Here is a 13,862-nt window from a genome sequence, read left to right on the forward strand (position 1 = left end):
AGTGTTTTTGGTATGGCCGAAGTTAATAAAGATATACTTAACCAAGTATGGAACGGTGATATTGACTTTGCCGAGTATGTTCAACGCCACCAAAAATCTAGTGAAGAAGAAGCGGGAGGTACCAAGACATTGGCCGCCTACTTTGCCAAGGAAAGCAAATGAAATAGGTGTTTATCAAACACCACCCCGCGATATCCCACTCACCGGTCCTATCACCGGTAGATGGCCTAGAAAGGGCGTATGTCCTGAAACGGCTTTAACGGCCGCTGGTGACGTTTTTGGTCAGAGAGCAGTAGAGTGTGTCCCTTTTATCCGCTCTACGGGCCATACAGCGCCTCTGAGGCGTATTCATCCCTCGCTTGCTCGGGAAGAGGCAGCTTTATGGCCGACCCTATCCTCCTAGGACGCCTTCCCGTTTTAAGTTCCCGTTAAAACCCAACACGCTTTACCAGCTTGTGGGGTTGAACCCCCCTTTTCAATGCCCGGCTTGGGAGAAAAAACCAGCGCCCGCGGGTTTATAGCTAAATCTATAATTACTGATACGCTGCAACGATATTCTCAAGGGTTTCGTGTTCGTTGTATTCTCTGATTTTTTTGATATTTCCGAAGTCTTTTTCTATGGGGTTAAAGTCAGGGGAATAAGGGGGGAGGAATAAAATTCCCGCCCCTGTTTTTTTGATGATTTCACGTGAAGAAACGGCTTTGTGGAACGGAACATTATCCATGATGACAATGTGGTTGCTGTTGAGCAAGGGGCAAAGCTCTTTTTCCAGCCATGCATTGAACACAGCCGTGTTACAGGTTCCCTCAAATAGAAACGGCGCTTCAAAGCCTTCATCCATACGGGCGGCCAATAAAGAGGTTCGCGGTCTGCGATGACCGGAGATCAGACCATAAACACGCCGCCCCTTTGGAGCGTAAGCGTAACGACGGGAAACCTCCGGCTCAAAACCGCTTTCATCAAGATAGACAAATCTTTTGCCGCGGCGGCGATAGCGTTCACGAAGGCGAAGAAAGCTCTTTCTTTTCATATTACAGCGCTGCGTGTACCCCGTCATTTTTTTTACGGGTTAACCCCATTTTGTGCATCGCATGCCAAATACAGTAATACGAAACGCCAAAATGCCGGGCGCGTTCTTTATAGGTGAGAGCAGCCTTGTCTTCCACATGGACCCGTAAAGCCTCCCAGTCCAGCTTGTGTGAACGGCGAGGGCCGGGACGCTCGTAACACAGCGCATCATCCTGCGACAACCAGCGATAAATGCTCGCGCGGCCTACCTGAAATCTCCGGGCCGCTTCCGCCTTGCTTCCACCGCCCCTTACAAAATCGATTACTCGTTTGCGCAAATCAATTGAACATCTCATCACAACAGTATGAATGAATATAACACAAATGTCTCAATATTTATAAATTTAGATATAATTGAGCGCGGGGACTGCCTGCTTTAGCTGGCAGCGGAAGCGCTCACCTCCTGTAGTGAAGTTATTGAAGTAAGTTTCTGGCGAATGCATCATAGCCAGATGAGTAGATACGCCAAAAATGCCGGGGCGGTTTTTAGTCTTAAATTGCACCTTGTGTGGTGCCCCAAATATCGCCGCGGGGTTCTTGTGGGTGAGATTGCCGAACGCCTTTGTGCCTTGCTCCACAAGAAGGCGGATGAACTTGAAATGACAATTCATGCTTTGGAAGTTATGCCGGATCATGTCCACCTGTTCGTTGAGTTTGATCCTCGTTGGGGTGTGGCGGAAATGGTTAACAGGTTCAAAGGCTCCACGAGCAAGGAATTGCGAAAAGAATTTCCTATCCTCCGATCCAGGCTTCCCACACTTTGGAATCGTAGTTACTACGCCGGGACCGTAGGCCACGTATCCGAAAGCACTGTTCGCGCTTACATCGAAAACCAGAAAGGCAAGTAGATGATCAATGCCTTCAAATACCGTCTTTATCCGAATGCCCATCAGGCGCGCGAGCTTGAAACCATGCTCGAAACGCATCGACGCTTGTATAATGAATGCCTGGCTCAGCGAAAAGAGCGTTACGAAATTGCCCAGAAAAGCGTGAAGTACACGCAGCAATCGGCTTGGTTTAAATCCGAACGGGGTGTAAATGAGTGGTACGCTCGGCTTAATTTCTCGTCTGCTCAAGCCACCATGCGCCGTTTGGATAAAGCGTTCCAAGCGTTCTTCCGGCGCATTAAGGCCGGTGAAAAGCCCGGTTATCCACGCTTCAAGGCCCGTGGCCGATTCGATAGTTGGACGTATCCGGCGCACGGTGACGGCGCCCGGCTGCTTGATGGTCAACTGCGCCTTCAGCATGTGGGCCTGGTCAAAGTACGCCAGCATCGTCCTGTAGAAGGGGCGGTCAAAACCGTGCAAGTCAAAAATGAAGCCGGGAAGTGGTTTGTCATCGCTAGTTGCAATATCGGCGATGGGCCAGCCCCCCGCGCCGAGGATACCTCGGTGGGCCTGGATGTTGGGTTGGCATATTTTCTGTCCACCGATCAAGGCGAGCACGTCGATAATCCGCGTTACCAAAAAGAAGCGTTGCGCCAGTTGAGGATTGCTGGGCGCGCGGTTTCGCGTAAGAGAAAGGGTGGCCGGAACCGAGCTAAAGCGGTTGCCAGATTGCGCGCGATACATGCGCGCGTAGCCAACAAAAGACGGGACTACCACCACAAGGTGGCCCGCGATTTGGTGAGTCGATACGCCTTCATCGCGGCGGAGAGCCTGACCGTGAGCAACATGGTCAGGAACCGCCGGTTGAGTCGGTCGATTTCGGATGCTGGCTGGCGCCAGTTTCTGAACATACTCCGCGCCAAGGCTGAAAGCGCCGGGTCGGTGTGGGTTGAAGTGCCTCCGCAGGGCACCTCGCAAGCGTGCTCTGGGTGCGACACACTTGTGCGAAAGTCGCTTTCCGTGCGGCAGCACCACTGCCCCGAATGCGGCTTGCGCCTGCAAAGAGATGTCAACGCTGCTAGGAATATCCTGGCGCGTGGCCAGGCTCGGATGGAGCCTGTGCGGCTTAACGTGGCGCAGTAGCGCGTGCGTGCCGCAAGAAGCCGTCTGCTTTAGCTGACGGTTCATCACGTATTTCTCCTTGCTAGACAAGCCTGAATTCTTATTGAACTAACCTCGTTCAGTGTGAACGGCTTGCTTTATGGCTTTTATTCGCTGTTGCTGGAGTTGCTCTGCAATCGCCTCTCCTCGCAAACCGGCCGCCACCAGAGGACGGGCTGTTACCGCAGCCGCCGCGCGAAAGGCTAATCGAAGCTGGTTAGCCTGGGGATAGGGCCGGTTTTCTAGTCCAGACCGGCCCCGGGCATCCGCTTCACAGGCCAGCAAAAACTGTTCGAATCGGGAAGGCCGCCGGAAGGCGTCGACTCTATTGAGCAGTTTAAGGATTGTACCAGGACGCAATTCCTGGGCTTGGTGAACCAGATTATGGTAACGGGCCACCTGGACCGCGAGGGCTTGATAGGCCTTAGGGACTCGCAAGCGTTGGCACAGAGTAAGGACCAGCGCGACCCCTCGCTCTCCATGGCCGTAGTGATGGGGCCATTCATGGGAGGGCGTTTGTCCCTTGCCCAGGTCGTGGGTTAAAGCAGCGAAACGGACTTGGGTATCCGAACTCAAGTGAGCGGCTATCTCTAACACTTTCAGCGTGTGGATGCCGGTGTCGATTTCCGGGTGATAGCGCCGGGGTTGGGGGACGCCGAATAGACATTCAATTTCAGGGAAAATCCGCGCCAGAGCTCCACAAGCTCTGAGAATCTCAAAAAAACGTCGGGGATAGGATTCACCGAGGGCCCGTTCTAATTCCCTCCACACCCTTTCGGGCACTAAGTGATCAGCCTCGCCAGCGGTCACCATTGCTTCCATGAGGGCCAAGGTTTCGGGGGCCACCTTAAAATTAAAACGGGCGGCAAAGCGGGCCGCCCGGAGGATACGAACCGGATCTTCTGCAAAAGCCGGCGAGACATGACGCAAAATCCCCCGCGCTAAATCTTGTTGCCCTCCAAAGGGATCTAAAAGGCTGCCGTCGGCAGCCTCGGCAATGGCATTTATTGTTAGATCCCGGCGTTGCAGATCTTCCTCTAGGGTAACATCAGGGGCGGCATCCACCTCGAAGCCCTTATAGCCCGGCCCGGTCTTGCGTTCGGTCCGGGCCAGAGCGTATTCCTCTTGGGTTTGGGGGTGAAGGAATACTGGAAAATCTTTTCCTACCGGACGGTAGCCCTGGGCGAGCAGGTTAGCTGGGGTGGTTCCCACGACCACATAGTCCCGCTCCTTGACGGGACGTCCTAGGAGCTTGTCACGAACGGCGCCGCCCACCAGATAAACTTCCATAGAGGTGACCTTCTAGGCCCGAACTAGCTTTTGGAGTTTCGCCATGACTGATTTTAGTTTTGTTCCTACAAAACCTCATCAGCCTGGAGAATTCGCGCTTCAATGGGTGCCCTTAGCTGGCCACGACTTAGCGCGCAAGGCTAAGAGTTTGGTATCACCCTCCACGCGCATCACTTCTCCTCCTCCCGAAGATAGGTCGCGCTTGTGGCAACGGGAAAATCATAGCGCGACTTCATGGCAAAAGGCAAGTAACCTGGCCCTCGCGCTCGATGCGCCGTTTCACTTCGGACTCTCGCTAGGGGGTCGTCATACATCCCTGTATTCCTTCAACGCTGGGCATGCCGCCGTAGCTCAAGATACTGGGATCTTTGGCTAACTTGGCCTAGGTACCCAGGGACGATGGCATCAATAGCCGTGGGCTCGATCCCCAGCTCATGCAGTCCATTTCGGTGGCAAATACTGGGTACCTGTAAGGAGGCATAATTATCCTTGGAAAAAGGCTTTCCTGGCACATACTCAAAGATGCTGGCCTGAATACGGCTAAGTTTATCGGAAAGCCCGATGACTCGCCGTTTGAGTTCCAGCACCTTAGCCGTATATTCAACCAGTTGTTTGAGAGTGTAAATTTTGGGGCCGCACAATTCATAGCTCTGGCTAAAATCTTCTTTATCCGAGAGGGCGCGGGCAAAGGCTCGTGCTACATCTCCCACGTAGACGGGAGTAAGGCGAGCCTCTGGACAGGCTAAGGGAAAGATAAAGGGTGAAAGTTTGAGCAAGCTACCGAAACGGTTAAAAAAGCTGTCCCCGGGGCCAAAAATAACAGAAGGTTGGAAGATCGTCACTTCAAGCCCCTGCCTCGCTAAGGCTAGAACGCGGTTTTCCCCTTCCCCTTTGCTACGCAGATAATAACTAGCGCCCTGGTTAGCGTCGGCATTGAGCGCGCTCATGTGCAGCAACCGCTTGATGCCCGTATCTAGACAAATCTGGGCCACTTTTTCCGGGAGATCTGCGTGAACCTGGCGAAAGCCATGGCCGTTACGTCCTTTTTCATTGAGGATGCCAATCAAGTTAATGACGCTCTGGCAGCCATTAAATTGAGCCGCAAGTTGGGCCGGATCGTAAACGTCGGTTTCCATAAGCCGCAAGCCCGGCAGGACGAGTAGATCACGGTGCCGCTGCCAGTGCCGGGTAAGTACCCGCACCTTATAGCCCTGCTCCACCAAGTGGGAGCTTAGCCACCGGCCCACGAAACCTGTGCCTCCCAGGATGCAGACGGTCTGTATGTTCATCAGTATAGTTGTGCTCCGTTACGCTGAGTTCAAGATTAAAGTCAGGATGGGCTCAATTATAACGCCATTACTTTATATCATCTAAAGATTACCCTGCTATTCAGTATGTTGCGACCATGAACCCTATTTCCTTTCAGCCAGGCGGCGGTCTAGCCTTCTATACTGATAAATTGGATTGATTTTTCGCCCTAAGGAGAACTCAGTATGGCTTTTGAATCCGTTAATCCCGCCACCGGCCAATCCCTCAAAACCTTTGATGCTTGGGATCAGAATGCCATTGATGGCGTCCTTCAGCAGGTCCAAGAGGCGAGTCCCCTCTGGGCTGCTCGCGATCTTTCGGAGCGTTGCCGTTTATTACGGGCGGCAGCCCAGCAGTTGCGAGAGCGCAAGGAGGACTTGGCCCGCCTTATTACCCTGGAGATGGGCAAGCTGCTCGGCGAGGCCCGGGCAGAGATCGAAAAATGCGCCTGGGTCTGTGAGTATTACGAGGAGCATGCCCCCCGCTTTCTCGCCGATGAAGTGATCGAAAGCGATGCCCGCCGCAGCTATGTTGCGCTCCAGCCGTTAGGTACTGTATTGGCGATTATGCCCTGGAATTTTCCTTTTTGGCAGGTCTTTCGTTTTTGCGCGCCTGCTCTAGTGGCTGGAAATACGGCGGTGCTGAAACATGCTGCTAATGTTCCCCAGTGTGGGCTTGCCATTGAGCAGACCTTACTTGAGGCGGGTTTTCCCCCAGGGGTGTTTCGTACCTTACTGGTGAGTTCATCCCAGACGGCAAAGGTAATTGCTGATCCGAGAGTCCAGGGTGTAACCCTCACAGGTAGCGAGGCAGCCGGGCGTAAAGTGGCCGAGTGCGCCGGCCGGCATTTGAAAAAAACAGTACTGGAGCTGGGAGGCGCAGATCCTTTTATTGTGCTGGCTGATGCCGATCTAGAGCAGGCGGTTCCCGTAGCGGTGCAATCCCGTTTTATCAATGGAGGGCAAAGCTGCATTGCCGCTAAACGCTTTATCGTTATGGAGGAAATAGCGGATGAGTTTATTGCCCGCTTTCAAGCTGATTTAGAAGCACTGCAGCCTGGTGATCCGCTGGATGAACAGACTACCCTGGCGCCATTGGCCCGATTGGATCTGCGGGCGGGGCTTCATCAGCAGGTGACGGCGAGCATTCAGCAGGGAGCAGTGGCGGTTGCCGGATGCCAGCCATTGCCAGGGACGGGAACCTACTATGCCCCTTCTATCCTAGACCGGGTTCAGCCAGGCATGCCAGCCTTTGATGAGGAACTTTTCGGCCCCGTGGCCGCCATTATTCGCGTAGCGAACGAAGCAGAAGCGGTGGCGATGGCCAATGCTTCCCGTTACGGCCTTGGAGGCAGTGTCTGGAGCCAAAATACTTCCCGGGCTGAGCGCCTGGCCCTGGAGCTGCGATGCGGAGCGGCTTTCGTCAACGGGCTGGTAAAAAGCGATCCTCGCTTGCCCTTTGGCGGGATCAAGTGTTCCGGTTATGGACGGGAACTGTCTTGGCATGGGATGCGGGAGTTTACTAACCAGAAGACCCTATGGATCAAGTGATGGGAAGGGAAAACCATTTTTTCTATTAAAATTTTTAGAACGGGCTCACGTTTTATATCTCAAGCCTGGAGTCGCCGGTCCGATAGTAAACCTTGAGAATTTAATTTAAAAATTTCTGTCACTGGTCTCTCTACCCATGAGAAAAGGAAGGATGCAAGTTTATGGCTTTACATACCGCCTTAGTTGTTGATGACTCCAAGGTTGCCCGGCTCGCCATGTCCAAATTACTCAAAAGCCGCGATTTTGATGTGGATGATGCCGCCTCTGGCGAGGAGGCTTTGGAATACTTGGAACATCATCGGCCTGATATCGTTTTTATGGATGTCATGATGCCTGGTATGGGTGGGTTGGAAGCAACTCGTACTATTTTGTCGCGGGAAGCCACGCGTTCATTGCCCGTTGTTATGTGTACTGGGAAGGAAGGAGCGGCAGATCGAAGCGCTGCCCTAGAAATCGGTGCAAGAGATGTACTGGCAAAACCGACAGGGGAAGAAAACCTGGACCGGGTGCTTAAGGAGATGATAGCCGAAGCTAACCCAGAAACCACAATCAGCGCTAGTGGGGTGCTTGATACCTCTATTCAAGAGAAGGCGTCTGCGATGATGGAAACTGATGCTGAGAGAAGCGCCGCTACGCTGGCTACGCAAGAGGTTGTGGAACAGGCTGTCGCTGAAGCTTCCGCAGCTGCACAAACAATGGCAGAGCGTATTGCGCGGGAAACGGCGGATCAAGTAAGCCGTCAACTCATTGAAGAATTGGTTACCGAGTTGGCCGAACGGATTGCAAGGGAAACCGCCGAAGCTGTTTCCCAGGGTATCGCTGATAGAGTGCTAGAGGTTGCGCAGGAACGGACCGAGAAAAAAGCCCTGGCGATTACTGAGACAGCTACTTTGAAGGCTAACCAGGAAATGGCAAGTAAGGCTGAAGAGACAATCAAAACCATGCGTTCCGTCAGCGCCCAGACTGTAGCGGCTTTCCTGGAACAGCAGCAGGCTCAATTCCATGCATCCTTGCAAATGACCGTTGAACAAGGCGTAGCCGCCGCCGCCGAAAAACAAATGGCTGCCCATTTCTCTCATTATATGCAAGCACAGGGCCGGGCCGCGATCCAAGGGATCATGGATGAGATAATACAGGAGGAAGATGCCGCATACGCCGCAGAGCAAGCTCAGAAAGCTCGATCAGGTTTTTGGAAATGGCCCTGGGGAAGAGCCTAGGCTACGGGGACATTAGGAAGAGCACTGCCATTTGATTTACCGATAAAAAAGCGTTCGGATGGGTAATAGAAGATCTGTCCGGACGTTTTCCATGGTAGAAAAAAAAGGCTCCAGACTGGAGCCTTTTAATAGGTCTTGAACCTCTCTCTCTACATTATTATTTTTATAAATAGTAATCTTAAATGCTTTGCCAATACTATGGTTAGGCTAGAGTTTAGGCTTTTTTGGGAGAGGAAAAAGCTAGCTGGAAGGGAGTGAACTGCAAGAGTGTGAGAATTCATGCCTTTCCCCGCCGATTGCTAGAGAAAAGAAGCGAAATCTCAGTTATTAGGATAAGGTTTACCACTACTGGATCATCCGTTAGCTGACTTGGCGTATAATATAAGCAGTCATTTCATAGAATGCAACCCCTAAATTAAATTTAGGACCATTTTTTAATAGATAAGTTTGGTTGTGACGCTTAATTTTTCAATAGCCGAGGCAATTGAATTCGCCGGAAATCGCTTAGTTTCCGGGGATGGCGGACGTTTAGAGGCTGAGAGGCTGCTAGCTTACCTGCTCAAGGTAGAACGGAGTTATCTTTATGCTTGGTCCGATAGGCGGTTGACGCCAACCCAATGGGTCAGCTTCCAACGGCTATTGCAGCGCCGGGCCAAGGGTGAACCTTTGGCTTATATTCGCGGCTGGCAGGAGTTTTGGTCTCTTAACTTGCAAGTCACGGAGGCCACGTTGATTCCGCGTCCGGAAACGGAACAAGTAGTGGAATTGGCCCTCCAGCGGCTAGATTTAGAGCGGGCGCTTAACGTTGCCGATTTGGGAACGGGTAGCGGCGCTATCGCGCTTGCCATGGGGAGCGAGCGGCCTCGGGCGCGGGTAATTGCAACCGACGTTTCGGCAGAGACTTTGGAGGTGGCTAGGGAAAATGGGCGGCGCCTTGGGCTATGCAATGTAACCTTCCGGTTAGGCGATTGGTTCGTCCCGTTAGTGGGGGAACGCTTCCACCTCATTGCCAGCAACCCTCCCTATATTGCCGAAGGGGACCCTCATCTAACCCAGAATGGTTTAGCCTTTGAGCCTGATATCGCCTTGATCGCAAAAGATAAAGGTTTAGGGGCGGCACGCCATATTGCCATGACTGCCCGAGAGCACCTCCTTGATGGAGGGTGGTTATTGCTGGAGCATGGCTATGAGCAGGGACCGTCCCTGTTAGCCCTATTTACCCAGTTAGGCTACCAGCAAGTAGCTGATTTTTGTGATTTGGCCGGTTTGCCCCGCGTGGTGGCTGGGCAGTGGCGGGCTTGCTAAGCTTAAGGAAAATATCGCCCGTCTGGGTAGTTTCGATTTGATCCCTAGTTTAACAAAGGACACCCATGGACCCTCTTTCTGCCAGGGGCGAAATTCCGCCCTCCCTCTCTTCCCCCGAAATTCCCCGTCTACGCCTTGCCATAAGCAGTTGCTTGTTGGGAGAGAGAGTTCGCTTTGATGGTGGCCATAAGCGGGATACCTACATCACCGAAGCGCTGAATGCCTACTTTGACTTTGTTCCCGTTTGCCCGGAGGTGGCGATTGGCATGGGAACGCCACGGGAACCCATTCGGATAGTCAAAACCAGCCAGGGGCTACGGGCCAGGGGCGTCCGGCATTCGGAGCTGGATGTTACCGACCCCTTGCGCCAGTTTGGGGAAGTCATGGCCGAAGAACTGGGAGATATTGACGGCTATATATTAAAAAAAGACTCCCCCAGCTGCGGGATGGAACGGGTGCGCGTTCACGGCACCGGCGGCGCCCCCTCCCGGACGGGCACCGGCCTCTATGCCCAGGTTTTCATGGCGCGGCGGCCGTGGCTGCCGGTAGAAGAGGAGGGGCGTTTGAACGATCCGGTGCTGCGGGAGAACTTCTTTGAGCGGGTTTTCGTGCATTATCGTTGGCGGCAAATAGGGGCGGCGGGGATAACGCCCGCCGCCCTGGTTGAATTCCACAGCCGGCATAAATTTATGGTCATGGCTCATAGTCAGGCAGCATATCGGCGTTTGGGACGTTTAGTGGCGAAAGCGGGCAGTGAGTCCCTGGAAACATTAGCGCCGACCTATGAGGCAGAATTAATGAGCGCCTTGAGACGGCGCGCTACCCGCAAGGGCCATACCAATGTACTGATGCACCTGCTAGGCTTTTTACGCGCCCAGCTAGATAAAGCGGATCGGGCGGAACTACTCGAGTCCATGGAAAGCTACCGCTTGGGTTTAGTGCCTTTAATTGTGCCAATGACGTTGCTCAAGCATCACTTCCGCCGTCACCCCAACCCCTACGTCAACCAACAATATTATTTGAACCCCCATCCTCCCGAGTTGATGCTGCGGAATTTGATTTAACTCCCCGGTTTCCCTCAACTCACTCTGCTTCTTCTTTCCTTAAGGTTGCTTCTGCCCTGGATAAAAAATCCACAGGTAGATTCCGTATTGTTATTTTCAACGGGCTGTCATCGGTCATGATGACCGATAAGCCGCCGCGATAGGTTCTTTCCCCAGGACGGTTAAAGTTTGCTGGTAAAGAGACGAAGGATATTTAGTGGATGATTTTCCAAACAATGTGCAGGCGCATTTGCCTGGGAATAAATTGTTCGCGCCGCTGTGCGGCGCGAATCGGGGAGTTGACTACGCCAAACGGTTGCCTGCGCCGCTTCGCGTCGCGAACAACCGTTCGACTGGCAGAACCTCCTGCATCATCAGATGCCGTGCGCCTATGTATGCAGGAGAACCCGCCTGTCAACTCCCCGATTAACTGTCAGGAGACACCATGAAGCATTGGGTATTTGTATTAATCTTTTTAGTTGCACCATTAGCTCATGCTGACCTAATGGTGTCTTTTATAGACGAATCGAGACTGCCGTACGATTTTTCTCCAAGTAACTACGATAATTCTTCAAGCAACTATGACAACTCTGTCAGCAACTACGATAACTCACCAAGCAATTACGACAATAGTTTTTCGAATTATGATAATGGTGCCAATGGCGAGAATCGCCTTTTGATGAAAGAAGGCTCAAAACTCTATCGAGTTGGTTATTACGTCAGAGCAGACAATGGCGTTACAAACTTTTTTCCATATCGGGCAAGCGTGCTTTCTACAATCTAAAGAAAGGTCTCGGAGTGTTTTATGGTAAAGAGGGATTTTTCTATGGTGTCTTAGCCCGTGTAGAGAACGAGTATCAATTAGTCCTTACCGAGGTGGGGCAAAAAACACTATTTATGGCTCAGTAATGAAAACAGTTAACAAGGCCATCAAATTCGCTCCCTACGGTCGCCGGACGCTCGCAAGCTTGCGCCGTTTATGGCGGCATTACGTGTTTGGCACTGAAGTATCGCTGCCAATCAAAAGTCGCCACTTTGCAACGACAGGTCTGGCGTCATCGCCGTTGTCTCGGATGTTTGAGAGTCGAAACCATCATTGATTCGGCGAGCGCAGCTGAACGTGGTCCTATCAACAGTATTGGCAAGGCAGCTCGGCCAGGTTGTGCCGGGTTCGTTGGGTGGTAAGCATGGCGTTGTCACGCCGCTGAGGCGGAAATAAAGTTGGTGGTTGCTTCGCAGAAATTTGTTTTGGATTGAGTCATCAGAGAAAGTGCACTTTGTCTAATTTTTTTCACGTAACAAGGCAGGGCTGCGGACGCGCTATCGCGCGCCGCTGCGCGGCGCGAATCGGGGAGTTGACTACGCCAAACGGTTGCCTGCGCCGCTACGCGTCGCGAACAACCGTTCGACTGGCAGAACCTCCTGCATAATCAAATGCCGCACATCTATCATCCAGGAGAACCCGCCCGTCAACTCCCCGATTATGTGAAGAAATGGAGTAAACAAGGAATATCATGAGAAATAGATTAATTACCATAGGGACTTTAATTGTAGTCTTATCAGGTTGTATGGCAAATCAACCTAAAGTAAGCGGTACCCCAACTAAGAAAATACAATCGCAAAATCAAATCGAACCAGCACAACCAGAGATAGAAACAAAAAGAACTTATAATGATGATGGCAGTGTAAAAAATATACAATATTCAAAAAATGGGAAGGAAATTGAAAAATTCACATTTAGTTATTACCCATCAGGGGCAATAAAAATAAAGCTTAGAACCGTTAATGATATTTTAAATGGACAATCAGAAGCATACTTTGAAGATGGGACAGTGTCAGAAAATGCAAACTATGTGAATGGCTTGCATTACGGAAAGTTTGAGAATTTTCATGAAAACGGGAAGCTCAGAAAGTCTGGAACTTACAAAAATGACAAGTTGAATGGAACTGTTAAAACGTACAACAAGCTAGGAAACATACTGTCTCGGGTTATTTATACAGATGGAGTTGAAGGAATATCAATCTATTATGGATATAAAGATAACAACTTAGAGTGGGAAAAAAAATACAAGAATAAAACCCTGGTGCAAAGTAAAAAATATTATCTAAATGGGAATGTAGAACTCAAAGCAGGCATCAAAAATGGTGAAATAAATGGATTTTTGGAAGAATATTATAACAACGGAAATATTAAGAAGAAAACAACCTACAAAGATGGTAAGAAAACAGGTCTAGAACTAGGCTATTTTAAAAATGGCGAACTATCGTGGGAAACTAATCTTATCGAAGGAAGAATAGATGGCATTTATAAAGAGTATTATGAAAATGGTGCTCTTAAGCTTATACAAAACTACACTAAGGATGAGCCAAATGGACTAAAAAAAAGGTATTTTGATAATGGAAAGCCTGAATATGAGGCAGTAATAAAAAATGGGAAGGTAAACGGTGTTTATAAAGAATATTTTGAGTCTGGTGGTATTAAGTTTACAAAGAACTATAAAAATGGAGAGATGGTTGGGGAAGGGAAAGGTTATTATCAAAATGGCAATCTAAATTGGTTAGTAACTTATAAAAACGGAAAACTTTTCACTGATAAATCTTATACAAAAACAGGTAAAATAAGTGCAGACCTAACCTACAAAGATGGAAAGAAGACTGGCATTGAAAGAGATTATTTTGAAAAGGGAAATTTAAGCTGGGAAACATGGTTCAAAAATGGGAAAAGAACAAAAGCTAAACAATATTACCAAGGCGGTAATTTAGCTAAAGAAATAGATTTCAAGGATGGTAAGGCAATCAAAGGTTTTCAGTACACGTATGAAGGTAAGAAAACAGAAATGACTAATGCCCATTTCCATAATTTAGGATATGAGTATTAGTGCAATTAATCACATAACAATCAGCTGCACAGGATTCACTCCCTTCGGTCGCTCCCCTGTGAGCTTGGGCGTTCGCGCCGCTGCGCGGCGCGAATCGGGGAGTTGACTGCGCCAAACGATTGCCTGCGCCGCTACGCGTCGCAAACAAGTGAATCAAGCCGACCGTCAAACCGCTACGCGGGCTGCCGCTCAACGTCAACCTGTTAGAATTTA

The 13,862-nt window shown here is 50.6% G+C and carries 14 protein-coding genes; 10 read left to right on the top strand and 4 right to left on the bottom strand.

Annotated elements, in window-relative coordinates; translation table 11 throughout:
• The first annotated feature begins 12 nt into the window (after nt 1-12).
• Entirely contained in the window at nt 13-162 is a 150-nt protein-coding gene (locus NOC_RS17210) for a hypothetical protein (protein ID WP_155814703.1), read from the top strand.
• 371 nt (nt 163-533) lie between these two features.
• Here the strand turns inward: NOC_RS17210 and NOC_RS02155 are convergent, their stop codons facing one another.
• Both NOC_RS02155 and NOC_RS02160 read right to left on the bottom strand, forming a co-directional pair.
• Nucleotides 534-1,031 (bottom strand): IS630 family transposase, encoded by a 498-nt coding sequence (locus NOC_RS02155; protein WP_168023432.1) that lies wholly within the window; start codon nt 1,029-1,031, stop codon nt 534-536.
• A 1-nt stretch (nt 1,032) separates the two neighbouring features.
• A complete protein-coding gene (locus tag NOC_RS02160; RefSeq protein WP_011330421.1) occupies nt 1,033-1,365 on the bottom strand; it encodes an IS630 transposase-related protein in 333 nt (110 codons plus the stop codon).
• 156 nt (nt 1,366-1,521) lie between these two features.
• Here NOC_RS02160 and tnpA point away from each other — a divergent pair, with 156 nt between their 5' ends.
• On the top strand, nt 1,522-1,917 hold the full coding sequence (gene tnpA, locus NOC_RS02165) for an IS200/IS605 family transposase (RefSeq protein ID WP_036498043.1): 396 nt from the start codon (nt 1,522-1,524) through the stop codon (nt 1,915-1,917).
• Nucleotides 1,918-3,039: an RNA-guided endonuclease InsQ/TnpB family protein gene (locus tag NOC_RS02170; RefSeq protein WP_011330321.1), complete on the top strand. Its 1,122-nt coding sequence runs from the start codon at nt 1,918-1,920 to the stop codon at nt 3,037-3,039.
• Nucleotides 3,040-3,126: 87 nt separating this feature from the next.
• Here the strand turns inward: NOC_RS02170 and NOC_RS02175 are convergent, their stop codons facing one another.
• Nucleotides 3,127-4,347 carry a multifunctional CCA addition/repair protein gene (locus NOC_RS02175; RefSeq protein WP_002813116.1) on the bottom strand — a complete coding sequence of 407 codons (1,221 nt, stop codon included), beginning with the start codon at nt 4,345-4,347 and terminating at the stop codon, nt 3,127-3,129.
• Nucleotides 4,348-4,390: 43 nt separating this feature from the next.
• On the opposite strand from NOC_RS02175, the gene NOC_RS18050 reads away from it, so the two are divergent.
• Nucleotides 4,391-4,723 (top strand): hypothetical protein, encoded by a 333-nt coding sequence (locus NOC_RS18050; RefSeq protein ID WP_147094528.1) that lies wholly within the window; start codon nt 4,391-4,393, stop codon nt 4,721-4,723.
• On the opposite strand, the gene NOC_RS02180 is transcribed toward NOC_RS18050, so the two are convergent.
• A complete protein-coding gene (locus tag NOC_RS02180; RefSeq protein ID WP_011330322.1) occupies nt 4,674-5,636 on the bottom strand; it encodes a complex I NDUFA9 subunit family protein in 963 nt (320 codons plus the stop codon). The genes NOC_RS18050 and NOC_RS02180 overlap by 50 nt on opposite strands.
• A 204-nt stretch (nt 5,637-5,840) precedes the next feature.
• On the opposite strand from NOC_RS02180, the gene NOC_RS02185 reads away from it, so the two are divergent.
• The 6 genes from NOC_RS02185 (at nt 5,841) to NOC_RS02210 (ending at nt 13,649) form a co-directional block, all read left to right on the top strand.
• Nucleotides 5,841-7,205, top strand: coding sequence for an NAD-dependent succinate-semialdehyde dehydrogenase (locus tag NOC_RS02185; RefSeq protein WP_002812233.1), 1,365 nt, complete (start codon nt 5,841-5,843; stop codon nt 7,203-7,205).
• A gap of 161 nt (nt 7,206-7,366) precedes the next feature.
• The gene (locus tag NOC_RS02190) at nt 7,367-8,422 is read left to right on the top strand and encodes a response regulator (protein WP_002813159.1); all 1,056 of its coding nucleotides are present in this window, start codon (nt 7,367-7,369) and stop codon (nt 8,420-8,422) included.
• Between the two features lie 453 nt (nt 8,423-8,875).
• A complete protein-coding gene (prmC, locus tag NOC_RS02195) occupies nt 8,876-9,727 on the top strand; it encodes a peptide chain release factor N(5)-glutamine methyltransferase (protein WP_002814085.1) in 852 nt (283 codons plus the stop codon).
• Nucleotides 9,728-9,792: 65 nt separating this feature from the next.
• The gene (locus NOC_RS02200; RefSeq protein WP_011330323.1) at nt 9,793-10,791 is read left to right on the top strand and encodes a YbgA family protein; all 999 of its coding nucleotides are present in this window, start codon (nt 9,793-9,795) and stop codon (nt 10,789-10,791) included.
• Nucleotides 10,792-11,215: 424 nt separating this feature from the next.
• Nucleotides 11,216-11,554, top strand: coding sequence for a hypothetical protein (locus NOC_RS02205; protein WP_049750802.1), 339 nt, complete (start codon nt 11,216-11,218; stop codon nt 11,552-11,554).
• Between the two features lie 730 nt (nt 11,555-12,284).
• Nucleotides 12,285-13,649, top strand: a complete 1,365-nt coding sequence (locus NOC_RS02210; protein WP_011330324.1) for a toxin-antitoxin system YwqK family antitoxin — start codon at nt 12,285-12,287, stop codon at nt 13,647-13,649.
• Nucleotides 13,650-13,862: the final 213 nt, after the last annotated feature.

It is taken from the genome of Nitrosococcus oceani ATCC 19707 (assembly GCF_000012805.1).
Taxonomy (GTDB): domain Bacteria; phylum Pseudomonadota; class Gammaproteobacteria; order Nitrosococcales; family Nitrosococcaceae; genus Nitrosococcus; species Nitrosococcus oceani.